The following is a 23,644-nucleotide window of genomic DNA, read 5'->3' on the forward strand; positions in this document are numbered from 1 at the left end:
TCCCCACTAAAAGTACTTATTTGCCTGCGTTTTCTGGGTCACTTATCAAGTGGCTCAATCCAAGTAGGTAGTATAGTCTCAATTTTCCCATATTGCAATTACATTTATCCAATATAGATACAACCTGAGGGTTTACTTAATTTCTTAGCTTTGATTTTCAATAAATCGCTATTTCGCTTCTATTTATTTATAGTTATATTGGATAGATTGGTTTTGTAAATTAGCCTTTACAAGGAGAATAGCCCACTCCTTGACTAAAGAACATTTGTTCTACTATAATCCTTTTTATGTCTATCTGGGATCGTCTTCTGTACCTGATAGGCTTGCGCCCTACGCCCGGTCCTCGAACCTACCACTTTGATGCGAGTGAAAGCCTGCAAGTCACGCTTTCCACACTTTCTTCTGACGAAGGCCGTCCTGAATACGATTTGATCCCCGATATCCTGGTCGCCGGCCTGACACAATACACCGCCAATGAAAGACTCTGGAATACTTGGGAGTCTCTCTCTCAACGCGAAAAGGATGTCACCGCGCTGGTGTGTCTGGGTTATACCAACCGCGAGATCGGGGCAAGATTGCATATCTCGCGTGAAACGGTCAAGGATCGTCTGGAAACAGCGTTTCGAAAATTCAAAGTACACAAGCGGAATGATCTGCGCGTTCTTATGTCCCACTGGGATTTTAGTGAGTGGGATCGCCAGCAATAGGGGGTTACCCCGTGTTCATCCCCTAAATCTAGTACCCCCATTTTCCCCCCATCTGATACCCAGGTGGGGGCTGTTGTTTAATAGTGAAAGATATTAATCTCACAGAATGGAAATCCTCCCTGTTCTTAAAATAGGCAAGCTGATCGTCCTCTACACCCCGGACGCTGCACGCACCGAAAGCATGGTCTTGATCGCTGAACTTGGCTTGCGCGGCGCAGTCACCATCATGGATGGTGGTAACCGGTATCGTCCGTATCAGGTTGCTAAATTACTGCGCACGAAAACGGTGGATATTTCAACGGCAGCAAACCGCTTGTTCAGCCGGCGCGCCTTTACCTGCTATGAGATGAATACCTTGTTGAGTTCCACACCATCCCTGAACCAGCCCTATTTGATCCTGGACTTGTTGAACACATTCTATGACGATCATGTACCAGCCTATGAAGCGGATCGACTGTTGAAATCCTGCCTGTCTCAGATTCAACGCCTCGGGCTATCCGGACCAGTCGTTGTGACTCTTGCTCCACCTCTGGCAGAGGAACGCGGTTTTCTGCTTGAGCAGGTCTGCCGACAAGCAGATGAGGTCATCATCAAAGAAGTGCCTATTTGCCAACCCACCCAACCAGCGCTTTTCTGATCGAACCATATGGGTCGCACTCTCGTCACCATCACCCAACTTCTGACAGAAACCGAAGCCAACCTTTCGGCATTTCGGCGTACCTTGCGTCGCAGTGATCAGTATATCTTCGATGGTCTCTTTGCTGCTGCGCGTCGGCACATCGCTGCCATCGGGCAGGCGGAGTCTCTATTGCCTTTTGAAACCGCCTTGCTTGCCATGTTATTGGAGCAATCCAAGGAAATCGCGGTGCTTCAGCAGGAACTTGATGAACTGAAAAAGAAAAATCTGGGTTGACTGGCGGAGCCGTGTCGAAATATGGCTGAGGCAATTGGCTGGCTCCTGGATGTATATGCGGAGGAGGATGGAATCACCCTATGGTTGCTGACGGATGATGACAAACGCCTGCACCTGCGTATGGAATTTGACATCACGTTTTATGCAGCGGGGGACTTCAATTTATTACGGCAGGCGTGGAAATACCTGAAAGAAAAAGATGTTAAATTGGAACGAACCGTTCGTCGCGATCTCTTTCTCGGCGAACGGGATGTAATGGCAGTTACTACATCCAATCCAGCCGGTCTTCAAAAAATGTTCGGGGAACTACAAAGGCAATTCCCTTCCCTCGATTACTACGATGCGGATATTCCCGTCACCCTGCGTTTTATTGCCCGGACAAATACCTATTTGTTGGGGCGCTGCCATGTCAGGTTTGATGAGGAATGGATTCAATCCATCGAGCCTTTGTCCTCGCCTTGGGAGATCGACCCTGCGCCCATTCCCCTGCGCATTCTGACTCTCGCACCGGACTGTAATCCTGCGATCCGGAAACCCAAACAATTGCATGTGAAATACGGGCAGAGGGAATACAGTCTGTCCCTTGATTCACCCAGACCCTTCCTGATCGGCTTGAAAGCCGACCTGCAGCGACTTGATCCCGATCTGATCCTGACCGATTACGGTGATACCTGGTTGTTCCCGCAACTTGGTGCATGGTCTGAGGAAACCGGCATTGAGTTGAATCCGAATCGTGTTGAGAACAGACAGATCATGACGCGCAAAGCCGATAGCTATTTTGCCTATGGTCAAGTCACTTATCGCGGCGCACAATCCCATCTGTTCGGACGCTGGCACATTGACCGCAAAAATGCCATGTCTTTTGGGGAATATGGGCTGGAAGGCGCGATGGAACAGGCACGTGTCACAGGCATTGGTGTGCAGGAGATGGCGCGTAAATCTCCTGGCGCAGGCATCACTGCCATGCAGATGCTGACTGCGTTATGCAACGCAGTCATGGTTCCTGTTCAAAAGCAGCAGGTTGAAGGGACGAAGACGCTGTCCGAATTGATCCGTGCTGATCATGGCGGCTTGATCTATCAACCCCTCATTGGATTACACGGGAATGTAGCACAGATCGATTTCTCTTCCATGTATCCTGCGATCATGGTGAAACACAATATCTCCCCGGAAACCGTTGGGCTGGAAAGTGCTCCAGAGGGATTGATACCAAAAACTTTGCGACCTCTGTTGGAAAAACGCCTAATGCTCAAGAACATCCTCTCCGATCTCGACCCGCGCGATTGTAGAGTCGAAATCCTCAAGGCCCGTGCTGTGGCGCTCAAGTGGTTGTTGGTCGTGTGCTTTGGGTATTTGGGATACAAGAATGCCCGTTTTGGGAAGATCGAATCCCATGAAGCCGTGACTGCCATGAGCCGCGAACTGATGCTGCAAGCCAAGGAGGTGGCAGAGGATATGGGATTCACGATTTTACATATGTATGTGGATTGTTTGTTCGTCCAGCAGGATGGGTTTCACAAGCCATCAGAATTTACGCCACTTATGAATGCCATCGAAGAGAAAACAGGCATTCCCATTGCATTGGAGGGAGTATTCAAGTGGGTCGCATTCCTGGCTTCGAAGCGGGATTCACGTGTTCCCGTGCCCAACCAATACTTTGGTGTGTTTCAGGATGGAACGCTCAAGTATCGCGGCATTGAGTTGCGCCGAAAGGATACAACCCTGTGGGTGAGAAAGATTCAATTGAAGGCGCTGAAAATCTTGGCACATGCAGACACCCCGCGTGAATTTGCCGACCGTGTTCCAGATGTGATGAAGTTGGTGGAAGATGCAAAACGAGACCTTAGAATTGGACGTGTCCCATTGGATGAGTTGATTGTCCGTCAAAGATTAAGTCGGGCAATTGAAGCATACAAGACTCCATCTCCAGCTGCACGCGCCGCCCGGCAGTTGCAGTCACACGGCAGGCAGCTTTTCCCCGGTCAATCGATGGAATTCTTGTTTGCTCGTAATCTATCCGGGGTGCATGCCGTGGAATTGGGGATACCGACTGATCATCAAAGCATAAACTTCAAACGGTATTTTAGGTTGTTGGATCGAGCCATACAGTCTGTTGTATCATCATGTGAATCGCCTGGTATCCACGAACAACTATTGTTATGGGATTTTCCAAAGGTGCTCCATTCAAGACTTCCAAAATAATATGCGCTATCTAAATTGTATAAAGTTATTAAATTGGCGCTGTACATGATATGTATTCACTTACACATTTTATTTGAAGGATACGAATATGGTTAACAATGATTGGAAAAGGTGGCAGGAAAATAAACTTCGGGAGCAAAGGATTGGAGAATGGACATCGCGATTTGAAAAAGCCGATGGGAATAGCCGGGAATGGCAAAATGTCTATCGCGCCTATTTGCAATCTGATGTTTGGAAAGAAAAGCGCAGGCAGGTCTTGGATCGCGCAAATGGCAAATGTGAAAAGTGCGGGGTAATTTTGTTGGACCCCGACGTGCATCACCTGACCTATGACAGGGCGGGTGGGAATGAGCGGCTTGATGATTTAATGGTTCTCTGCTTTCCCTGTCATAGAAAGGCAGATAAACAAAGAGATAGAGAAACGGATGAACGGCGAACAGCCTCATATTATCAAGCAAGGCTGCATGGATTTGCGACCCGGATCTATGGTGATATGTGGTGGTATGAAAAGGACCACGAAGAAGTCGAAATAGAATTTATTAAATTCCTGTATAAAAAGTATTGTGAAGAATATGGGCTCGAATTTGATCCGCATCTCGACCCAGAAAGCAACATTGATTTCATGGAGTTTTGGAATCAGGTTTTAAATGGGGGTGGGTAATATGGGTAAAATTGTTCTCGTTGGCCAGCATATGGTCACGAAGTCGGTGACAAAACATTATGAAAGGTATTGACATGTGGATCGGTTTTCCAGTTTCGGAATCATTCCCGTCAGATGAATAACATCATCAGTTCCGGTATTTGTGTGTCAGATAATCAGGTGTAGCGAATACATATGAACCATCCATTTCCTCCATCATTCATTACCGCTGAGTCACGCCTTGTAGATGTTTTCCATGATGAGGCTGCCGGTCTTGGCATTGGCAGATTTGATTCAGAACAATTGTTGAAAAAAATACCCGCATCAGTTAGGTCTACAAAAGCTATAAAGTTTGTGTTCGATCAAGAATGGCGTTACATTTTTGGTAAGCAATTCCATTTTGATGGAAATTCCCGTGGTTTTGGAGTTCCTCATCAGGCACCGCTAGTCGCAAATCTTGTACGCGCGTCCGCCCTGGCAGATCGTGTTCTTACTGCTTCGCAGTTCCGGCGTTGGTGGCAACAACTCGACATACCAGCAAAGCACCTCGATGCAATAGTGGAAATGCTGTCTATTTCCAACGTTGCCCTTGACCACGATCTTGCATATGAGCAAGCAGGGTTGGGAATTGGTTCCCAAAAAATCGACTGGTTACTGAAAACCAAGGAAAAAGGTGGATTTTTGCTCGAAGTCAAGAATAGACCGGGGCAGATGGCGCGGGAAATGACGAGAAAAAAAGCAACTTCTCCGTCAATGCCAAGCGATCCCATTACGGATTTCCCCGCTCTCTTCAGAAGCACGACAGGCAAATTCCTTCCCTTGCATGAAACTGAATACACCCAAGGAGTTATACTGTTTCTGGGAATTAAGGTGCCTGCGACTGCATTAGATAATTATTTCCGTAATCATCTTCAATCTCATCTTCATTTTATCGCCCTCGGCAAGGAGGATAAAGCAATGGGTATCAGTGTTAATCTTTTTGTAAAATCCACTGAAATTGCGGACCATGTCCGCTTTGCATTTAGATGGAATGAAGGTGCAGATTTGCTCTATTGAAAACAATACTAGCAAAATGCGCATGATATTGAAGATTTCGTAACTGAAATTTTCTGCTTTGATGAAGAAGCGTTTTGCTTGTCCATAGATTCTGGTGTATCCGGTGAATGAGACAAATGATGGCAGTGGAAATTATTGACTTTGATAGTATTGATGAATGGTTCGGGAGTCTTGAGAGCATCCTATATCCTTTAATGACGGATACAGCAAGAAGGGAGCTTGCAGAATCAAAGTTGCAGTATATAGAAGATACTCGGGACTTAATGCTTGAACTAACAAATCGCGATGCGACCATAGACGCTGTTTTGGATTGGCTTCGTTCAAAAAGGTTGATGGCCTATCATGGTACTCGAACGATTGAGCCTGAAGATATTTCAATTTGGGAAAATGGATTGCTTCCACTAAGTGCATCTGCCCGGCATATAAGGATCAGCAGGGCGCTAACATCCCATCCAGGATGGCACGAGGTATCACAGCGACTTGGTGAATTACTGCAATCCCACGGACCAGGTAATCGTGAAGGAAAACGGGAAGGCCAGGTGCATCTTACACTTTCAATGACCGGGTTGGTTTATGGATTCAATCATTATTTGTCTTACGGCTCTGAATTCGATCAACATGTAGCCCGAAAGCTTTTGGGGCAAGATGGCATGAAACTTCTTTCGCTTGACGGTGAGCCCAAAGTGGTCAAGGTCGCCGTCCCTGGCGAGGCGGCATTAAAAGCCGCGCATCCATTTATCAGCATGGATGATATTCGAGCCAGGGGCGATATTCCCAATATTGTTAAAGAGTTTTTGGAGGCATGGAGTTTTAAGTTATCCCATCCCAAATTTCAATCAGGACAATTAAAGCTCGATTGCGGTATGATTTTTTGGAATGCAATTCCCTCAAATTGGATAGTAGAAATCGAAAGAGTGGATATTCCCATCAATTGACAGGGCTTACCAACAACATATATTTGAAACTACTAAAATTTTATTTGAGAGGCAAACATGAACATAACATTCGAAATAACGCTGACTGATGACGAAAGGGATCCATATACCGCCCGGGAAATCAAACCGGTAAACGACGGAGATGTATGGCGATCATCGCCTCTGGAAGGTCAATTTAAGAGTATGTATAGTGCGATTGCAAAACTATGTTTTATGAATCTGGAATTGGCGGAAAATACGGAAGAAATATTTTTACTGTTCAAATACTATGCTCGCCTGTATCCAGAGGCGGCTCAACGGGCAATCGATGCGAGCAATTCTTTTAACAAAGAATAATCAAATGTGGAAGTATCTCGTTTTGTTGGATAAAATTTCATATACAAGATGCTCCCAACAAAACGAGATACTCTTATTGCCTCAGATCTATTTTGTTCTCCAGTAACCCGATATCAATTATCCCAATGATCATCACAATTGATGTAATTATTGTCCCGGCCAGCCGATCTGTCCCTGCCCTTCACGCACTGCCCAATAGATGATCCCGCCCCAATTCCAGGAACGCTGATATTGAGGATTGCTGATACTGCCGGCATCATCCATGCGTCGCAGGGTTAGGCTGGTATCCCAATAGGCGTCTGGCGTACCATCATTGTTGATATCCGCCATTCTTGCCGCAGGTAGATTTGCCACGGCGGACGGGGGAATCTCGCCACCGCTTGAATGACTCTTCCATTCATAGCCTGTGATGCCCCGATGTCCGGTTCCGCCGCCGCAGTTGTAATTTCCGTTGCCATTCGGACCGGCAAGACAGCCCTCGATGGCTTCATACTCCTGATAACGCAACTCCCAGAACAACTTGTACGGAGCGCGTCCGTTGCCAACGAACAGGGGCATGTCCCCAGGCAGTTCATCCAGCCCACTGACACTCCCTGCGAGAGTGGTCGCTCCCACAGCCGGATGGGATGGTACTTCCCATTGAATGGTTTGGCTTGCGCCATTGGATAACATCAGGTCTCCAACTAGAGGCAGAGTCACAAACATGGGACCAGCAGGTCGCAAGGTCAGGATCAGGCGAAGATTTTGCCAGTCGCCCACCTGTGGATGACTGGGCGATCCGCCGCCATTGGGAATATAGTTCACGCCACCTGATCCGGAGGATTCAGGCATACCGCCATTGCGGACAACGGTCGGCCAACGAACAAGAGTCGCAGGATATGGGCGCACATCCAGATAGATCTCGGGAAATGTGACACGCGCACTTACGTTCCAGCCGTTGTTGGCACAGGTGATACCGCCAGCCGTCACAGAGAACGATGTACAGGGATGTTGAGGCGGCGTGGTATTGGGCAGTTCACAAGGCATGACTGCCGGCTGCTCGATGATATGCAGAACCTGCCCGGTACAGTTATCCACCCGGATGGGAAACACCTTGCAGGAACTGCTTTCCGAATAATATTCAACGACTTGGAATGCTAGATGATTGCCGGGTGTGCAAGCGCCACCGCCATTGTTGTTATTGTTATTTCCACCGCCTTCCTCTCCGCCTCCTTCATTTCCTCCACCTGTGGTGCAAATGATGCTTCCATCCGGTTGAAAGGAACAGGATGGGGCAGACTGTGCTAGGACGGATAAAGGTTGAACGGAGATCAGGACGATCAGAAGAAGAAATAGACTCGCCCGTTTCATGGTGCGGCTCCCGATAAGACGGAAAGGATGTACTGCTTTTCGTTTTCATCCGTGAAAGACTGCCAGTTTTCCGGCAGCGGTTGCATGTCAAGATGATAAGTGTTGCTCAGCCACTTCGCATCCCAGGGCTGGGAGTCGTATAGGGTTGCCACGGTTAGACGGTCGCTGGCATTTTCCTTTGCATCGGTGATTTCCAACTTGGGTTCCGTCTGTGTTCCCAGCCAGACCCACTGCCCATCACCCAGATACCCAAAGAGCAGAAACGAACGGATCGGCGTTGCGGTCGATGTGTATATGTGATCATTCAACGCGTAGAGGATGTGCGTATTCTCGGCATCCTCCACCACCAGACAGATTACCGGATATTCACCGCCCCAAATCTCCACACGATTGCCTTTCACTGAGGATGTCTCGAAACAGCCGCGCAGTCCATATGCTACTGCCGCTTTGCCATTGGCATTCAGACGCCATTCCTTGAAATCGGGATTGGGTGGGATGAAACTAACCGGCACATCCACAAGATCATTTGTATCCTTTGGAAGGGTGACGGTTTCCATCTGTCGCATGGGCATTTCGCTAAACCCAAGTAGTTCTGTGGCTTCAGCGCGACTATATCCTTCACGGATTGCTAGTGCCCATGCAATGGTTTTCTCCAAGCCTTGATATACACAAGCCGGCTGGATGATTTGGTAATTCTCGCTGATCATGGTCGGCGTGAATGACCACTCCGATGAATCGGTTGGACAACCAAACGAATCAACACCTCCCGATGGGCTGGTCACAATGGTTTCCGTTGCCACCGGCTCCACCGTCTGTGTCGGGAGGGTGACTGCTTCCGGAGTTGCTTGTACACGGCTCATCAACAGATACCGATTCAATCCTGCCATCCCTCCAGCCATAAAAAGCAGGAGCAGGATCAGCCCGGTGACAACGGTGTAAATGCGGGGTTGCCGTTTCCCGGCAAGGTCTTTATAGGTCAATCCATCCAGGATTGTTTTCCAAAGGGATTTCATTCTTCTCCAAAAAAATTATTGATCTTCGCGGGTCACGCCATGCGCCAGATATCCAATGGCGCGCACGGTCACCCAGCGTGCGGGGAACAAGTACCCCGCCGATTGAACTTGCGCCGTGACATAACAGGCAGGGCGCCCTTGATGTCGTCCACAAGAGACCGAGGTAAGGTGCGCGGACCCCGGTCTCTGTGAATTGAAGTAGGCAGCGGCAATCCCGTTGCCAGCAGTGGTGGCGGTGATGGTCCCATCCGGCAAGACTGCGATCTCCTGTGCGCCGGCATGAGCGGCAAGGTCGGCGGCAGCCACGGTCTCCATCACGCGCGCGTTGGTCACCATGTAATCGAGGATGCCTAACAGAAAGAGCGACATGATCGGCATCAGGATGGCGAACAAGGCAACAGATTGTCCGCGCTCTTTGAGTTTGATCTTCATCGCCACTTTGCCTTCCAGGTCTCCGAGCGCGAGATGAACCACTCGCTGTTCCATCCGCTTTGACTCAAACCAAGTAGCCCATCGAACAAGGTTGGTGCTTGAAACGAGACCAGACACTGACCCGGCTCTCCCGGCCCACTGGGGGGTGAGACCCGCACGCGATATTGCACGCCTGCGGTGGCGGACCAATCCGCATTCAGGGTTTGCCAGGCGACATTCACCGCATTATTTCGGGCGCGTGCCGGATCCGGCGATTGTGACAGGAACTGTGAGCAGGCATACGCAGCGGCAGTCGCGGCAGTACGGGCGCGATGGGTCGGAATCCATGCCAACAAACCGAATGCCATAATGACTGCAAGCATTGCGAATAAGGCAGTCTCTGCCAGTGCCTGTCCGCGTTCGCCCATTCGATGATGGGCCTTCATTCGAACCCTCCAGCAGGAGGCGGACCGGGGTAGAACCGCCAAAGACGGAAATTTGTTTCGGCACGTTGCGCCTCAATCAGGCGAATACCAAAGATCCAATTGCGCGAGTCCTCCACACTGATCAACGAGCGCACCTGACGCGGACCGGTCTGCCCGGCATTGATTCGATCCGCCAGGTCGGGCCATAAGACATTGTCACGAGCGTGCTCGGTGGCAGGTGTGTTGTATGAACCTGAAGCAACGCCCGTGATGAACACGCCCCAGTCCGTGGCAGCGGATCGGAAGGCATAGAACGCGGCGAAGGTCATGCCGAACATAAGCAGAATCAGAATCGGCATGACCAGGGCGAACTCTGCCATCGTCTGCCCCTTTTCCCTGCGGCGAATCATTTATCCGCCTCGCGCCATGCGCAGGGCTTCGATGCCGGCTTCGAAGGCGGCGATCAGTTCATTACGATAGCGGGCGATCACGGCAATCGCGACCACGCCGATGGCGCCCAGGATCAGGGCGTATTCGGCAAAGTCCTGACCATCCTCTTCGCGGATGAAACGTTTGAACAAAGTGAACATGGAATCTCCTTTTTGAAATAAAAAATCGGCTGACAGTTTTTCTGCCAGCCGACATCATATAGAGTTGAGTATTGGGGAGGTTGATCCGTGTCGCTTATAGTTGCAAGGTATTTATCCGATGATGGGAATGGGGATGGTTATTTTTGTTTCAGCAATCTCGCTGAATTTCCCATGATGCCGATATCGGGCAGGGACTGCGCGGCGGCGGCAAGGACAGGGGGAAGAAAACCCAGGGCGGCAAGTGTCAGCCCAATGACATTATAGGCAGTCGTAAACAAGAGATTTGTTTTTACGACCCGCATGGTGCGTTGCGCGATCTTCAAGATATCGGGCACCAAATTCCAATCCTCGCGCATGAGGGCGATATGCGCCGCTTCGATGGCGACATCCGTGCCTGCCGCACCCATTGCCATGCCAATATCCGCCTGGGCAAGCGCGGGCGCGTCGTTCACGCCGTCACCGACCATCACAACCACATGTCCCTTTGCCTGATATTCCTTCACGATGTCAATCTTGTTTTCGGGCAACAAATTGGCGCGATAGGACACACCCAGTTTATCGGCAAGGGCCGAGGCAGTGCGTTCATTATCCCCAGTGAGCAACTCGATATGACGGATGCCCAAGGAACGCGCTTCTTTCAGTGCGGCGGGAACTTCAGAGCGCAAGGTGTCCGCGGCGGCAAACACGCCAACAAGTTCGTTATCTCTTTCCATGAAAAGGAGAGTTTTACCCTGCGCTTCGAGTTCACCAGCAATGGACAATGCGACAGCGGCGGGGATCAAACGACGATTGCCTACAGCAACACGACGAGAGTCGATGACGGCGCGCACTCCATACCCAGGCACGGATTCAAAATTCTGGGGTTCGACCAACGAGACATTCTCTTCACGGGCAAGCGTCCGAACCGCTTCCGCCAATGGATGTTCGGAATAGCGTTCGACAGAGGCGGCAAGGGAGAGGATTTCAGAGCGTGAGAGTCCATTCAAAGGAACAACATCCGTCACCTGCGGCTGACCGAGGGTGAGTGTGCCTGTCTTATCTACGAGTAATACATCAGCACGCGCGAGCAATTCAAGATATTTGCCGCCCTTGATGAGCAATCCGCGTTTGGCGCTTGCGCCCACTGACGCAAGCATGGCAACGGGCGTCGCCAGTGCAAAGGAGCACGAACAGGCGACCAGCAATACCGCCGCAGTTGATAACGGATTGCGTGTGAACAGGAATGTTAACCCAGCAATGACAGCGACTACAGGAAGATACCAGGCGCTGAACTTATCTGCGAGTTGTTGTACATCAGCGCGATGGGCTTCGGCTTCCTCCACCATTTTGACCACGCGCCCAAAGGTGGTGTCCGATCCAATTCTTTCAGCGCGGATGCGCAGACTGCCCAGTTTGGCAATGGTCGCGGCGTAGACATGCGTTCCATTCGCCGCTTCGACGGGCATGGACTCGCCTGTGATGGCGGATTGGTCAATGGTTGCCTGCCCGCTGACCACTTCACCGTCCACGGCGATCTTTTCTCCAGGACGCACGATGATGGTCTCGCCGACTTTTACTTCGCTGACTGGGATTTCCACTTCCGTACCGTCGCGTTCCACGCGGGCGGTTTGCGGGGAGAGGGCGGTCAATTCCTTGACTGCGCGTCGTGCGCTCTCGGTGGTGAAGTTTTCCACGTAATCACCAATGCGCATGAATACCACGACCAATGCCGCAGTGACCCATTGACCAACAACCAGCGCGGCGATGACACCGAGCGTCATCAAGGTGTGAGAGATGATCTGGCGTTTGAGAGTGGCTCGGATGACATTCTTGAAGACAGGATAACCGCCCGCGATCACTAACGCAAAACCAAACAGGAAGGGGACGCGTTCATTCAGGAAGTCGAACAATCCGAGGACTTCACCAAAGATGACCACGCTGATAATGATCGTGAACACGCCGACCAGCATGACAGTTAATCGGCGGTTGAAATCGCCCATTGAAACGGGATCAGCTTTCGGGGCATCTGAAGCAGGAACGTCATATCCGGCACCTTGAACTGCCGCGCGTATGATCGGAATATCCACCTGAGCCGGGTCGAGTTTTACGACTGCCTTTTCCGTGCCGAGAAATACATTCACCGATTGCACGCCGGGCAGTTTCTCAATGGCATGTTGAACGTGCTGGGTGCATTCAGCGCAATCCATGCCGGAGATGGGGATTTCAAGGGTTTGTGTGTTAGCCATTTTTAGAAACCTTTATGTTGTAACGTGTGCATTCATAGACACCGCGCGCGACATCAGCGAGCAACGACTCGGCAAGCGCAATCAGTTCACCTACCCGGTCATCGCTCAAATAGTAGGTGACATATCGTCCCTGCTGTTCAGCCGTGACCAATCCACAATCACGCAAACAACCCAGGTGATTTGAAACATTAGGCTGAGAGAGACTGGTAGCCTCGACGATTTCGCTTACGGTTAACGGTCCATTGCGCAACGCATCCAGGATTCCCAAGCGCGAGGGGTCGGCGAAGCCACGAAACAGTTTGGCTTGCAGGTCAATGCTGGAGGTGGTGGAAGTGATTAGCATATTTCCTCATATCATCGTATCAGTATGTAATGATATTTTACTCAATCAAGATGAATTGTCAAGGCATATATCAGACTTTTACTTTTTCTACACAACTTCTATATATCTGACGGGTATCCTGTGTATAACTTCACAAACAGGAGATACCCATGAAATTCGTAAAAATTATTCTCGGACTGGTCGCGGCAGGAGTATTGCTAGTGGGCGGCTTTGTGGCTGGGACATTCATCACGCAGACACGAAATGCCAACATCCCTGCTCAACAATTTTTTCAGCCGACATTTATTCCGCAACAGCAATTTCAACCCACGATAGTTCCACAACAGCCCCAGGTAACGCCCGTCCCGCAGACTACGTCGCCTGTCATTCCGTCACAGGGACAGTGGGGACGCGGCGGGTGGATGATGAATCCCCAGGGAGAATGGGAACATGGCTGGATGATGAATCCTCAGGGACAGTCAGGTTGGGGAATGCACGACGGGGATTATGAAAATTGGAATGGTATGCACGGCGGCATGATGAACGGCTGGCAGTCCAATCCCAATTGGAATGCCACTCCCAATGTTTCCAACGACTCAACCACATATTCCACTCCTTCCACTCCCGTTTCTTTCAAGGATGACGTTCAGCCCATCTTTGCCGCGCGTTGTATTGCCTGTCACGGCGGGACGAATGGATTGTTTCTCGACACATATGAGAATGTTATGAAGGGTGGTGTAAACGGTGCAGTCGTATTCCCCAGTGATGTCAATAACAGCCGCCTTGCTTATTACGTGTACAGCGGTTACATGCCCTTCCGCAGCACACCGCTTACTTCAACAGAAATTCAAACCATCCTGGATTGGATCGCCTTGGGCGCTCCAAATAACTAACTGCTCAAATTAAGGAGATGATAAAATGAAAAACATTGCACTCTGGATCGTAATTGGCGCAATCACCCTCTTCGTTCTTGGACTGTTCGGCGGCATGTTCCTGCCCTTCGGAGGAAACAGCTCCGCCTATGGGTATGGTTGCGCAAACGGCTGGAACGGTTATGGAAATATGATGGGCGGTTATCGCGGCTTCACACCCATGATGGGCAGCTGGGGTATGATGCCCTTTGGATTTTTCGGCATGCTGTTCATGTGGTTCATTCCGCTCGGCGTTCTCGCACTGGTCGTTGGTGGCATTTTCTGGATCGTTCGTACTCTGACGCAAAAACAGGCATGAGCTTCACAGTCGGGTGCGAATAGCAGGAGATAGATCGTGGCAGATAAAATCTTGGTTGTAGAAGATGAGGCGCATATCACGCGGACCCTGCGTCTGTATCTCGAACAGGCTGGCTATCAGGTCGTCATCATCGCCGATGGCGCATTGGCTCTGCCAGCCTTTCGGCATGAGAAGCCCGACCTTGTGATTCTTGACTTACACCTACCGCACGTGGATGGCTGGGAGATTTGTCGCCAGATCCGCCGCGAGAGGGATACACCTATCATCATGCTCACCGCCCGCAGCGAAGAGAGTGACAAATTGATCGGATTGGAACTGGGCGCAGATGACTACGTCACCAAGCCGTTCAGCCCGCGTGAGGTGACAGCCCGTGTCAGGGTGGTGCTACGCCGAAGTCGTGGACAGGTACAGCCACCTCCGATCCTGCACGCGGATACGCTCATTCTGGACCTCGACGGTCATACTGTAACGCAAGCGAATCAAACTCTCGAACTGACTCCCACTGAGTTCGAAATCCTGACTGCCTTGATGCGCCATCCAGGTCAGGCATTTACCCGATTGCAATTGGTGGAAGCCTCTCAAGGTGTGGCTTATGAAGGGTACGAGCGCGTGATCGATCAACACATCAAAAATCTGCGCGCCAAACTGGATGACGATGCCCGTGCTCCACGCTTTATTCAAACTGTCTTTGGCGTGGGATATCGATTCTCCGCGGAGTTCCGACATGATGCGTAGTCTGTGGCTTAAGTTGATGGGCGCTTTTCTGCTGATCGTATTAATCGGCGGCGGGATTGACACGTACCTGGTTAGCCATTCAACGCGGACTCAATTCAGCCAATACATTGATCAAAATGGAAGAGCGTTTGCGCAACAACTTGCGCCGACGCTTGCTCAGTATTACAGCCGACAGGGAAACTGGCAGGGTGTGGAAGGTCTTCTCAATAACCCCTGGGGCAATTCCATGATGGGGGATGGCATGGGGATGATGGATGAGGGAAGTTGGGGCATATGGGACGGCATGGCGATGAACGGCGAAATGGGCATGGGGGACTCCAATCCGTGGAACATGATGGGAATACGCCTTCTGCTTGCCGACGCGCAGGGAACCATCGTTGCAGACGGTGCCGCGCTGGATAGAGGGAAGACCATTTCCTCGGCGGACCTCGCGGCGGGTGTGCCCATTCTGGTAGGAAATCAGCAGGTGGGAACGCTCCTGCCAGTTTATGCAGGGACGAATGTATCCAATCCAGCAGGGGATTTTATTTCATCGGTCAATCATTCCACCTGGCTGGCGGGAGTGATAGCGGCTGTTGTAGCATTAGTCCTTGGCTCGATCTTATTCTTTCAAATTGTTTCCCCTGTGCAGAAGTTGACCAATGCCGCCCAGAAAATCGCGGCTGGAGATTTGGGACAGCGCATTCCCACCCAGTCACAAGATGAGATAGGGACACTGGCAACCGCGTTCAATCAAATGGCGGACTCGCTCGCACAACACGAGGAACTACGCCGCAACTTGATCGCTGATGTCGCCCACGAACTGCGGACTCCCCTTACGATCATCCAGGGAAATCTCGAAGCCATGCTGGACGGCATCCTGCCGACCAGCCCGGAGGAAATTGCAACCCTTCGGGACGAGGCGGCAATGCTGACACGCCTGGTCACGGACTTGCGATTGCTCTCACTGGCTGAATCGGGACAACTGAAACTCGAACGCGCCAAAATCAATGTGGTTGAACTAATAACCCGCGCGGTTGAACCATTCCGCCTTCAGGCGCAATCCAGCGAAGTGCAGCTCAATCTCGACCTCGCTTCCAACCTTCCACCAATTGAAGTGGATGTTGATCGCATGACACAGGTCATGCGGAACTTGCTTGGCAACGCCCTGCGTCACACTCCCGCAGGTGGGTGTGTGACTGTTGCCTGCCAAAGCCATAAACCTCAGGAGTTGTCCGTCACCGTATCCGATACGGGCGAGGGGATTCCGCCTGATGATCTGCCTTATATCTTTGACCGCTTCTACCGCGCCGACAAATCCCGTTCGCGCGCCAGCGGTGGGTCAGGGATCGGGTTGGCTATCGTCAAGCAACTGGTGGAAGCGCATGGCGGCAGAGTGTGGGTGGACAGTAAACCTGGGCAGGGAGCAACATTCGGATTTACACTGCTGAATTGATTTAATGGAGTTACGGCACATACAACTAAGTAGTACGAAATCATCAGTGTGCGTTCTAATACCCTGCTGGCAATCTGCCGACCCAATCCTCTCCAATGCGAATCTCAATATCCACCGTTGATGCAGGATCAGGCTGGATGATTACCTGTTGACTCCCCACCCCAAAGAGTTCCGTCAAATACCGCAGGGCATATAACTTTGAGGTGTACAGAATTATTTTGGTGGTGTTGGACGCATCAGTCGGTGGACCAAATTCCACCACCTGCATACCCTGGGTGGATAGAAAAGAGGCTGTGCTTTGCTCCAATCCGGCAGTATAAGTGTTATTGATAATCCTGATCCGCGCCTGATCAGATTGCATCAGCGCCATTGGATCACCTTGCGCCAATGGACTGAGAGGTCCGCCGGGAACGAAGATCTCATCGCGCAGGATGCGAATGAGATCGGGGACCGGGCGCAGGACATTGGCAGGCACACCGTTGATGGTTGTATCCGCCGGGATCGCCATTGTGGTATCGATCACGCCTCGCTTGATGTCCTCCACCCGAATGTCTTTCCCCAACACTGCCAGTTGGATCGCATCTTCCAACGACATGTTGGTGTGGATCCCAGAGGAAAATTCTGCATACAACTGCGGCGCCTGGGTAATCAAGGTGGCAAAGGTTTCCCCTTCCAGCACCTTGTCGCGGATCGCAAGGATGACCTGTTGTTGGCGTTTGGCGCGTCCCACGTCTCCGCCCGAACAGCCTTGTGATTCATGCCGGCAGCGTGCATACGCCAGGGCGCGCGGTCCGGTCAGGTGGCGGTAATCTCCCGGCTTCAACACAAAATGATCTGGTCCCTCGCCGAGCGGATCAAGCACCATGCGTTCCTCGACATACACATCGATGCCGCCAATCAGATTGATGAACGAAACAAAGGTCCCAAAATCCACCTGCACATAATAATGAATCGGAACCCCGATGAATTGCGAAACGGTCTGCATTGCCAAGGCAGGTCCGCCGCCCGGCAATTTGGCATTCTCGCCAATTGCCCAGGCGGTATTGATGCGACTGTATCCTGCACCGGGGATGTTGACCCACATATCACGCGGGATGGACAACATGCCCGCAGTTTTTGTGACCGGATCCACAGTCAGAACCATGATCGTATCGGTGCAGGTCGGGCAACCTTCTCCGTGTCCATCGTCGCCGCGCAAGCCAAAGAAGGCGATGTTGATCCGACTGGCGCCGTCCCATTGAGGCAGCTCCATTTTCGGCGCGGATATTTCAATTGGAAGATCGTTTGCAGTTGCCGGATCGGGAGATGTCGGCAGATCGGAAGATGGTTGGTTTTGTAAAGTGCACTCTGCGGATGGCACACCTGGCAGGGCAGTCAGGGTCCAGCAGAGAGTCAGTTTGCGGACGATGAAAAACGCAGCAAGCATAGCCGCCGTAACAAAGATCCAATAGGCAAGCGAACGCCAAAAGGGATGATAAATATTCGGAGTTCGTGAACCTGGCATTACATCAACCCCGACCCCATGAACGGCGCGATGATCGCCAGCACCAGACCCAGCACCGCCATCACCCCGAATAAGCCGGCGCGCTGACGCACGAGAGCTGCACGTTCCTCAGTTGATTCCACCACGGAACGGTGAACAGACTCCTGCAGCCCCTGCACGCTCGACAGGACTGGACGATTGTTGGCGAAGAAGTCATAGATGTCACGCAGGAATAGATTCGCCTCCACATCCTTTGGATCTGGCAAATGAGCGCGGGTCACATCAATGGCTTTGGTGAAGTCCTCCACTTCCATGCGCGCAACAAGCAAACCAAGTAAATTACAGAATGGTCCACCCACGGTCGAAGCGCGGCGCAGGGCTTCCTGCACCCCAACGCCGGAAGAAAGTAATGAACTCAATACAGAGAGACCGATCAACATGTTATTGCGCAGCGACTCGGCGCGTTTCTTTGCGAGTGTCTTCAGGCGCACATAGGGTCGGCGTAATCCCAGTAAGACGAAGATGCCGGCAATCACTGGCGCAACAGCGATGATGTTCATGGCGGCTAACGCTCCTGCCAACATCCCGCCCACCAGCAGAAAGGTCGAGAAATCGCGGATCGCCACGGCATAGAATTCACCGGGGGTATCGTAGGGATAGCCAGCACGTCTCAAGAGGCTGATCACATCCCCCATGTTCTTCGCCTGATCCGGATCGAAGCGTCCCGGCAGGATAGCGATCAATAACGCTTCCCATGTGGAACGGCGTTTGGTTTGGGGTTGTGAAGTGAAGTTGCTCAGGCGGTTCCCACCAAAGGTGCTGAAGGCATTCTGAAAAACGTTCAGCAGTTCAAATGCGAGCACGCTCAAACTAAGCGCGCCGAGAAAGGCAAAAAAAGTCATCGAGGTTCTCCTTGTGAAATATCGAGACGGAAGTCTAATAACTTCTGCAAGGGGGTCTCCCCCGGCTGTCGCCCGCGAAACTTTTTGCTGTACAACCCACGGCGCAAGGCTTGCATGTGTTTTTCATCCCGGATAACCTGATGAGGCGGACGCGGTTCGGCGAACTTCAAAGCGCCGCTGCCCGTCTCCCACTGTTCTCCGCCAAAATCTGCCGGCCAAAGCGGGTGGGTATACATATCCCACTCCTTGGACAAACGGTTATTCTTCTTTGCGCGATGCCATCCCCAAAAGGCTTCGAAGCGCGGACCCCATAGGCCCCAGACCAGGTCAAGTTGCAATGACTCATCCCGCAGCAAGTTCAAGGTTTCCGTGCAGTGATGGCAGATCGGGATGGCATTCTCCGGTCGCTGATACCGCCACAGAATTTCCACCGGGGCATTCGGGGCAGGGTTGAGGATCGGTCGCCAGGAAGCGGACTTGCCGCAGCGAATGCAGTGATTGGGAAATTCGTGTCGCCAGGGGATGCCAGCCACGGACGCCGCCACGATCTCATCCAGATAGGGTTCCTCGGCTTTCAAGACGGAATACGATAACTTCACCGCGCCATCCGGCAGATGCCAGGCATGCGAAAGATCCAGGATGAACCCGGCAGAACTCACGATTTGCCCGCGTTCCCAGGCTTCGAATCTGCGCCGTTGGACCTCGGGACGAACCTCGCCGCGATGGGCATCGCGGATGCGTCGGATGTCGGCAACCGCTTCTGCCAACAGTGCGAACAACAAACTGTCCATGCGCAGGCTCGGGTCGATTGAACCTTGTTGAGGCAGGTCCGGCGCAACGGATAAAACTGTTTGGAGATATGGGCGATAGTCCACCTTGGGGCCGGTCTCGATCACGTACTTACAAACGGGCAATTTCACCCAGCGCCATTTGGTGATGACTTCATCGAATATCACCTGTCCATCTGCGGTGAGTGCAAGGATCCGCATGGGCGGGCAGAAGAAGGTGTGGAAGGTGCGCGTTCCATCTGTCGGATAGATAAACGCCAGCACGGTATCGTTCAAAGACTCCATGAACATGGCGCCGGAGGCGCGTTGTTCGGAGGTGATCAGAAACTGTAATTGCATGTTATTCACTGGCTCCTTCGCCAAAGAGGATTTCGCGCACAACGGGCAGCCTGGGGTTATTGGAACCCATTGCCTTCTTCCAGGCGTGCGCGAGTGGGTGTTCAATTTTCGCGGGCAGTTCATATGCCCGGGTGGGGGTGGAGTCGATCAAGGCCAGCAACTCTTCCGGTGGCAGGTCGGCAAATTGCCGGAAGACTCCGCGTGCTTCACGCAGGGGATGTTCGCGCAAGCGGCTGATGGCATAGCCCAAGGGATCGGAAAGATTTCCACTTTGCGGGCTGGCAACGTACAGCACCCACGAGACAAAGGCATGCACAGAGGCCTGGATTTCGAGTAGTTCTTTTTGGACTTTGGGATGCACATCGTTTTGTGCAAGCAGGGTTTCGAGTTCCCAAAAATCAGGAGCGACCGCCTCCGCCGCTTTCGCGCAGCGGCTTTGCGTGTGCTGGGTGGTGGAAGTGTTTTTCTTGTAGGTGTTTAAGGGGTGTTTAAAAGAGTTTAAATCACTCCCATTTGCGTCCACCATATGACTCCCATTTGCGTCTGCTAATACTCCCATTTGCGTCCAGCTAATACTCCCATCTGCGTCTGCCATATGACTCCCATTTGCGTCCACCTTATTACTCCCATCTGCGTCCAGCGGTTCGTCCAGCAACACCCGAAAGGCGCGCGGCATCGACTCCACGCGCAGGTCGGCGTAGGTCTTTGAATCGGGCAGATCGATTTCTTGCAGAAAGCGGGAGAGGTTGCCCCCGCGTTGTTGCGAAGTCCAATGCAGATGGAGCCAGGCTTGTACGGTTTTGTAGCGGTTGGAACCGATCAGTTCTGCCATCTCCTGATATCCATGCTTGAAGGTCACCACATCCCGCCGCTCGCCAGTGCGGGCATTGATGAACGCCATATCGCGCGCGACCGTGATCAACCAGGCCTGCGCGGGCGTCAGGTTATAGCGGTGGATGGTCTCTGTGATGAAGTAATGTGGGATGTGAATGTCACCCAGGCAGTTGATGATCCTGCGATGCAGTTCCTGCGCGAGACGCTCGATTTCAGGTGAAAAGTTTTCACCTGTTTCCAAACGCGCCATATCCATCACCGTGTTCACACTTGCACCTGGCGCAAGTGCAGGTGTGGGTGCATGAGGCAGTTTCATATCCAGCGGAGTAAGCAGATCCATGACATCCTCCACGGCGAGCAGCTCCTGCAGGGCATTGGAGACGGAGTTATGTTTTTCGATCCATGCTTTCAACCGCAGATGAACCGCAATGGCGTCGGCGCGTGTCAGGCGCGGAGTCATGAAGACCTGATAGCGGATCGGTGCGCGATGAGGGCGTCCGTCCCGTCCACGCCGGAAACGGCGTGCATCCTGTGGATCCACGCGCTGAACCAACCCATTCAACTGATCCTGGATGCCGGCATGTTTCAACAACCGCCAGAAGGCGCCATTGCTCAGTGCGCTGAAACGCATCACCTCGCGGCTGTGCAATGGTTTTCCAGATGTCTGGTGCTGATCCTGCACCCGCCATGCTGTTTGATGAAATCCAACATACAACCAGACCGCCTTGGGTCCGATCTCCATTCCCAGTCTTCGCAAGTAGCCCTTCACCACGACCTGCTTGTGCGGCTGGACGATGCGGTCATAATCCAGCCATTGCACCGGCTCAATGTTCAATTCAGGTTCGTCCGTTTCCTCCGCTTCTGTTTCCATTTCTTCCTGCGACTCATCACCGACAACGAACTTCACAGAGACGGAACGATTCAGAATGCCAACCAGCAATCGCTGCACCGTGCTGGTCAGGCGGGACTCCAGCCAGTCACGGGCATAGGCATTGCGCGTGGAAACAAGCAGTACATCGTTTTCCAATCCCAACGCAACCGTGCCCAGCACCCAGGTTTCGAAGGAGGCGCGCGGCATGTCCATCTGTAGTTGAGTCAACACGGAACTCCAGGCTTGTTGAAGATCGCTCATGCATAACCTCCTCGCAAAACAAGCCTGTTTTTTTTCACAGGTCTCACAGACCGTTCGCGCAGGATTTCTTTCGCCTCAGCCCTTCCTGTGCGTTCAACGTAGGCGGCAACGCAGGCGGATGCGTGGGCGGAACGTGGACAGGGCGCAGGCGGCACGTTGTCTCTGCCGCCCACGTTCTTCATCTCATTCCATTGATAAAGTAATTTTTGGCGGAACGTCATCATTTGCCTTTGTGCGCTAAAGTAAATGTGGTGGATTTCGGTTTGGGTTCAAGCACCAGCAATCCGGTTTCATACGCTTTCAGACCAAAGCGTAGCAGAGCCGTGATCAATTCCCCAATGGGTACATGCAAGCCATCATCGGAGGCAAGCGCTGCCAGTTCCTGTTTGAGTTCAGGAGAGAAGCCGCGCCAGGTGGTGATGACCCGCCACAAGGCTTCCGGTCGTTTATGTTTGGCAGTACGTTGAGGTCTGTTGATCGAATGTGCGGAGTCGCTTCGTGGGAAGAGGGTCATGCGCATGCGTTCCGGATTGGGACGCGGGTGGAGATCATAATCACCGCGTTCATAGGACCGCAGCGCGTATTCGAGCACCGCACATGCCACCTCTCCTGCGGGGACTTGTAGATCATCCGCAATTGCCTTCACCTTCAATGCCAGTTTGGGATCGATGCCGCGATAGACCACCTTGCGGCTCTGTTGCTGTTTTTCCCACTGGCGGCTGCGTTTGCGCGGCGCTGCCACACGCAGGGAGTCATAGAGGCTGGGTGGTTGAACAGGGATGGGCGTTTCGGTCTTGTCAAAAGGGTCGCGTCGTCCGGTCATATCCATCTCCTAAAATTTCAGCACGTGCTGGGTCAATGTTTGATATTCCTTGGCAGCCCGGCACACAGGATCAAACTCAAAAATGGTTTTTCCCTCGGCGGCGCATTCCCGTAACAACGTGGAGCGATGGATGGGTGGCAGAACACTTGCATCAAACCGTTCCTTCAGGTTTTCCATCGTGGCTTTGCTCTCGCGGGTTTGTTCATCAAAGAAGGTCGGCAGGATGCCCAATAGATTTCCGCGCCAGTTTTTCTTTTCCTGAAGCACGCTCATCATGAGCAGCACCTTCGAGACGCCGTCGGCGGAAAGGAACTCGGTGGCAGTCGGCACGATCACGAGGTCGGAGGCCCAGACCGCGCGTTCCTGGATGCCGCCGACACTGGGCGCGGTGTCGAAGAGTATGTAGTGGAGTCCGTCCTTGAAGAAGCGCTGGATCGATTGGCGAATGGCGGAGATGGGTTTGTCCTGCGCGTTGAGCACGGTCTGGGCAGCCATCGTCTGTTGGTTGCCGGGCAGGAGGTATAGTCCTTCCCGACCGGAGAAACGCACCCATGACTGCACAAAGGTGGTCTCCTGCGGTGTGCTTCCCATTGTGAGCAGATAAAACGCGCCGGGTTCGGGGTTGAGTCCCTGTGCCGTGGCGGATTGACCTTGTGGGTCAAGATCGATCAGTAATACGCGCCGGCCTTTTTGAGACAGGCAGTGGGCGAGGGATACGGCAGTCGTGGTCTTGCCGACCCCGCCTTTTTGATTGGCAATACAGATGACTTTGGTGGACATGATATGTTCCTATTTTTGAAAACGATGAAGATGGATCA

26 protein-coding genes are annotated in these 23,644 nt (G+C 52.1%); 12 read left to right on the top strand and 14 right to left on the bottom strand.

Annotation, left to right across the window (positions count from 1 at the left end; genetic code table 11):
- Nucleotides 1-287 precede the first annotated feature (287 nt).
- The 8 genes from HS100_16910 to HS100_16945 all read left to right on the top strand — a co-directional run bounded on the left by HS100_16910 (nt 288) and on the right by HS100_16945 (nt 6,789).
- On the top strand, nt 288-707 hold the full coding sequence (locus HS100_16910; GenBank protein ID MBE7435599.1) for a helix-turn-helix transcriptional regulator: 420 nt from the start codon (nt 288-290) through the stop codon (nt 705-707).
- A gap of 106 nt (nt 708-813) precedes the next feature.
- Nucleotides 814-1,344 carry a hypothetical protein gene (locus tag HS100_16915; GenBank protein ID MBE7435600.1) on the top strand — a complete coding sequence of 177 codons (531 nt, stop codon included), beginning with the start codon at nt 814-816 and terminating at the stop codon, nt 1,342-1,344.
- A 9-nt stretch (nt 1,345-1,353) separates the two neighbouring features.
- Nucleotides 1,354-1,620: a hypothetical protein gene (locus tag HS100_16920; protein MBE7435601.1), complete on the top strand. Its 267-nt coding sequence runs from the start codon at nt 1,354-1,356 to the stop codon at nt 1,618-1,620.
- Between the two features lie 21 nt (nt 1,621-1,641).
- Nucleotides 1,642-3,822, top strand: coding sequence for a hypothetical protein (locus HS100_16925; protein MBE7435602.1), 2,181 nt, complete (start codon nt 1,642-1,644; stop codon nt 3,820-3,822).
- An 88-nt stretch (nt 3,823-3,910) separates the two neighbouring features.
- Nucleotides 3,911-4,483 carry an HNH endonuclease gene (locus HS100_16930; GenBank protein MBE7435603.1) on the top strand — a complete coding sequence of 191 codons (573 nt, stop codon included), beginning with the start codon at nt 3,911-3,913 and terminating at the stop codon, nt 4,481-4,483.
- Between the two features lie 174 nt (nt 4,484-4,657).
- Nucleotides 4,658-5,518, top strand: a complete 861-nt coding sequence (locus HS100_16935) for a hypothetical protein (GenBank protein ID MBE7435604.1) — start codon at nt 4,658-4,660, stop codon at nt 5,516-5,518.
- Between the two features lie 119 nt (nt 5,519-5,637).
- Nucleotides 5,638-6,453 (top strand): hypothetical protein, encoded by an 816-nt coding sequence (locus HS100_16940; GenBank protein ID MBE7435605.1) that lies wholly within the window; start codon nt 5,638-5,640, stop codon nt 6,451-6,453.
- Between the two features lie 57 nt (nt 6,454-6,510).
- The gene (locus tag HS100_16945; GenBank protein ID MBE7435606.1) at nt 6,511-6,789 is read left to right on the top strand and encodes a hypothetical protein; all 279 of its coding nucleotides are present in this window, start codon (nt 6,511-6,513) and stop codon (nt 6,787-6,789) included.
- 147 nt (nt 6,790-6,936) lie between these two features.
- Here HS100_16945 and HS100_16950 read toward each other — a convergent pair whose 3' ends face one another.
- From HS100_16950 to HS100_16985, 8 genes are all read right to left on the bottom strand, one after another.
- Nucleotides 6,937-8,139, bottom strand: a complete 1,203-nt coding sequence (locus tag HS100_16950) for a hypothetical protein (protein MBE7435607.1) — start codon at nt 8,137-8,139, stop codon at nt 6,937-6,939.
- Nucleotides 8,136-9,152 (bottom strand): hypothetical protein, encoded by a 1,017-nt coding sequence (locus HS100_16955; protein ID MBE7435608.1) that lies wholly within the window; start codon nt 9,150-9,152, stop codon nt 8,136-8,138. Before HS100_16955 ends, HS100_16950 begins: the two co-directional genes overlap by 4 nt.
- 15 nt (nt 9,153-9,167) lie before the next feature.
- Nucleotides 9,168-9,584 carry a hypothetical protein gene (locus tag HS100_16960; GenBank protein MBE7435609.1) on the bottom strand — a complete coding sequence of 139 codons (417 nt, stop codon included), beginning with the start codon at nt 9,582-9,584 and terminating at the stop codon, nt 9,168-9,170.
- Nucleotides 9,581-10,009: a hypothetical protein gene (locus HS100_16965; GenBank protein ID MBE7435610.1), complete on the bottom strand. Its 429-nt coding sequence runs from the start codon at nt 10,007-10,009 to the stop codon at nt 9,581-9,583. The genes HS100_16960 and HS100_16965 overlap by 4 nt, the downstream gene beginning before the upstream one ends.
- Nucleotides 10,006-10,398, bottom strand: coding sequence for a pilus assembly protein (locus HS100_16970; protein ID MBE7435611.1), 393 nt, complete (start codon nt 10,396-10,398; stop codon nt 10,006-10,008). The genes HS100_16965 and HS100_16970 overlap by 4 nt, the downstream gene beginning before the upstream one ends.
- The gene (locus HS100_16975; protein ID MBE7435612.1) at nt 10,399-10,578 is read right to left on the bottom strand and encodes a Flp family type IVb pilin; all 180 of its coding nucleotides are present in this window, start codon (nt 10,576-10,578) and stop codon (nt 10,399-10,401) included.
- Between the two features lie 137 nt (nt 10,579-10,715).
- A complete protein-coding gene (gene cadA, locus HS100_16980) occupies nt 10,716-12,803 on the bottom strand; it encodes a cadmium-translocating P-type ATPase (protein MBE7435613.1) in 2,088 nt (695 codons plus the stop codon).
- Nucleotides 12,796-13,146: a helix-turn-helix transcriptional regulator gene (locus tag HS100_16985; GenBank protein MBE7435614.1), complete on the bottom strand. Its 351-nt coding sequence runs from the start codon at nt 13,144-13,146 to the stop codon at nt 12,796-12,798. The genes cadA and HS100_16985 overlap by 8 nt, the downstream gene beginning before the upstream one ends.
- Nucleotides 13,147-13,295: 149 nt before the next feature.
- Here HS100_16985 and HS100_16990 point away from each other — a divergent pair, with 149 nt between their 5' ends.
- The 4 genes from HS100_16990 to HS100_17005 are packed head-to-tail and all read left to right on the top strand — an operon-like array spanning nt 13,296 to nt 16,525.
- Nucleotides 13,296-14,018: a hypothetical protein gene (locus HS100_16990; GenBank protein ID MBE7435615.1), complete on the top strand. Its 723-nt coding sequence runs from the start codon at nt 13,296-13,298 to the stop codon at nt 14,016-14,018.
- Between the two features lie 25 nt (nt 14,019-14,043).
- On the top strand, nt 14,044-14,355 hold the full coding sequence (locus HS100_16995; protein MBE7435616.1) for a hypothetical protein: 312 nt from the start codon (nt 14,044-14,046) through the stop codon (nt 14,353-14,355).
- 33 nt (nt 14,356-14,388) lie between these two features.
- Entirely contained in the window at nt 14,389-15,090 is a 702-nt protein-coding gene (locus tag HS100_17000) for a response regulator transcription factor (protein ID MBE7435617.1), read from the top strand.
- Entirely contained in the window at nt 15,080-16,525 is a 1,446-nt protein-coding gene (locus HS100_17005) for a HAMP domain-containing protein (GenBank protein MBE7435618.1), read from the top strand. The genes HS100_17000 and HS100_17005 overlap by 11 nt, the downstream gene beginning before the upstream one ends.
- A gap of 55 nt (nt 16,526-16,580) precedes the next feature.
- Here HS100_17005 and HS100_17010 read toward each other — a convergent pair whose 3' ends face one another.
- The 6 genes from HS100_17010 to HS100_17035 form a co-directional block, all read right to left on the bottom strand.
- A complete protein-coding gene (locus HS100_17010; GenBank protein ID MBE7435619.1) occupies nt 16,581-18,029 on the bottom strand; it encodes an LCP family protein in 1,449 nt (482 codons plus the stop codon).
- Nucleotides 18,029-18,910, bottom strand: a complete 882-nt coding sequence (locus tag HS100_17015) for a hypothetical protein (GenBank protein MBE7435620.1) — start codon at nt 18,908-18,910, stop codon at nt 18,029-18,031. Before HS100_17015 ends, HS100_17010 begins: the two co-directional genes overlap by 1 nt.
- Entirely contained in the window at nt 18,907-20,037 is a 1,131-nt protein-coding gene (locus tag HS100_17020; protein MBE7435621.1) for a hypothetical protein, read from the bottom strand. Before HS100_17020 ends, HS100_17015 begins: the two co-directional genes overlap by 4 nt.
- A 1-nt stretch (nt 20,038) precedes the next feature.
- Nucleotides 20,039-22,003, bottom strand: coding sequence for a hypothetical protein (locus HS100_17025; protein ID MBE7435622.1), 1,965 nt, complete (start codon nt 22,001-22,003; stop codon nt 20,039-20,041).
- Between the two features lie 220 nt (nt 22,004-22,223).
- Nucleotides 22,224-22,826, bottom strand: coding sequence for a hypothetical protein (locus tag HS100_17030; protein ID MBE7435623.1), 603 nt, complete (start codon nt 22,824-22,826; stop codon nt 22,224-22,226).
- A 9-nt stretch (nt 22,827-22,835) separates the two neighbouring features.
- Nucleotides 22,836-23,606, bottom strand: a complete 771-nt coding sequence (locus tag HS100_17035; GenBank protein MBE7435624.1) for a ParA family protein — start codon at nt 23,604-23,606, stop codon at nt 22,836-22,838.
- Nucleotides 23,607-23,644 lie beyond the last annotated feature (38 nt).

The organism is Anaerolineales bacterium, from assembly GCA_015075725.1.
GTDB lineage: Bacteria > Chloroflexota > Anaerolineae > Anaerolineales > Villigracilaceae > Villigracilis.

Coding starts and splice junctions, on each gene's coding strand:
- HS100_16910 (MBE7435599.1), top strand. CDS start 288: ATGTCTATCTGGGATCGTCTTCTGTACCTGATAGGCTTGCGCCCTACG.
- HS100_16915 (MBE7435600.1), top strand. CDS start 814: ATGGAAATCCTCCCTGTTCTTAAAATAGGCAAGCTGATCGTCCTCTAC.
- HS100_16920 (MBE7435601.1), top strand. CDS start 1,354: ATGGGTCGCACTCTCGTCACCATCACCCAACTTCTGACAGAAACCGAA.
- HS100_16925 (MBE7435602.1), top strand. CDS start 1,642: ATGGCTGAGGCAATTGGCTGGCTCCTGGATGTATATGCGGAGGAGGAT.
- HS100_16930 (MBE7435603.1), top strand. CDS start 3,911: ATGGTTAACAATGATTGGAAAAGGTGGCAGGAAAATAAACTTCGGGAG.
- HS100_16935 (MBE7435604.1), top strand. CDS start 4,658: ATGAACCATCCATTTCCTCCATCATTCATTACCGCTGAGTCACGCCTT.
- HS100_16940 (MBE7435605.1), top strand. CDS start 5,638: ATGGCAGTGGAAATTATTGACTTTGATAGTATTGATGAATGGTTCGGG.
- HS100_16945 (MBE7435606.1), top strand. CDS start 6,511: ATGAACATAACATTCGAAATAACGCTGACTGATGACGAAAGGGATCCA.
- HS100_16950 (MBE7435607.1), bottom strand. CDS start 8,139: ATGAAACGGGCGAGTCTATTTCTTCTTCTGATCGTCCTGATCTCCGTT.
- HS100_16955 (MBE7435608.1), bottom strand. CDS start 9,152: ATGAAATCCCTTTGGAAAACAATCCTGGATGGATTGACCTATAAAGAC.
- HS100_16960 (MBE7435609.1), bottom strand. CDS start 9,584: ATGAAGATCAAACTCAAAGAGCGCGGACAATCTGTTGCCTTGTTCGCC.
- HS100_16965 (MBE7435610.1), bottom strand. CDS start 10,009: ATGAAGGCCCATCATCGAATGGGCGAACGCGGACAGGCACTGGCAGAG.
- HS100_16970 (MBE7435611.1), bottom strand. CDS start 10,398: ATGATTCGCCGCAGGGAAAAGGGGCAGACGATGGCAGAGTTCGCCCTG.
- HS100_16975 (MBE7435612.1), bottom strand. CDS start 10,578: ATGTTCACTTTGTTCAAACGTTTCATCCGCGAAGAGGATGGTCAGGAC.
- cadA (MBE7435613.1), bottom strand. CDS start 12,803: ATGGCTAACACACAAACCCTTGAAATCCCCATCTCCGGCATGGATTGC.
- HS100_16985 (MBE7435614.1), bottom strand. CDS start 13,146: ATGCTAATCACTTCCACCACCTCCAGCATTGACCTGCAAGCCAAACTG.
- HS100_16990 (MBE7435615.1), top strand. CDS start 13,296: ATGAAATTCGTAAAAATTATTCTCGGACTGGTCGCGGCAGGAGTATTG.
- HS100_16995 (MBE7435616.1), top strand. CDS start 14,044: ATGAAAAACATTGCACTCTGGATCGTAATTGGCGCAATCACCCTCTTC.
- HS100_17005 (MBE7435618.1), top strand. CDS start 15,080: ATGATGCGTAGTCTGTGGCTTAAGTTGATGGGCGCTTTTCTGCTGATC.
- HS100_17010 (MBE7435619.1), bottom strand. CDS start 18,029: ATGCCAGGTTCACGAACTCCGAATATTTATCATCCCTTTTGGCGTTCG.
- HS100_17015 (MBE7435620.1), bottom strand. CDS start 18,910: ATGACTTTTTTTGCCTTTCTCGGCGCGCTTAGTTTGAGCGTGCTCGCA.
- HS100_17020 (MBE7435621.1), bottom strand. CDS start 20,037: ATGCAATTACAGTTTCTGATCACCTCCGAACAACGCGCCTCCGGCGCC.
- HS100_17025 (MBE7435622.1), bottom strand. CDS start 22,003: ATGAGCGATCTTCAACAAGCCTGGAGTTCCGTGTTGACTCAACTACAG.
- HS100_17030 (MBE7435623.1), bottom strand. CDS start 22,826: ATGACCGGACGACGCGACCCTTTTGACAAGACCGAAACGCCCATCCCT.
- HS100_17035 (MBE7435624.1), bottom strand. CDS start 23,606: ATGTCCACCAAAGTCATCTGTATTGCCAATCAAAAAGGCGGGGTCGGC.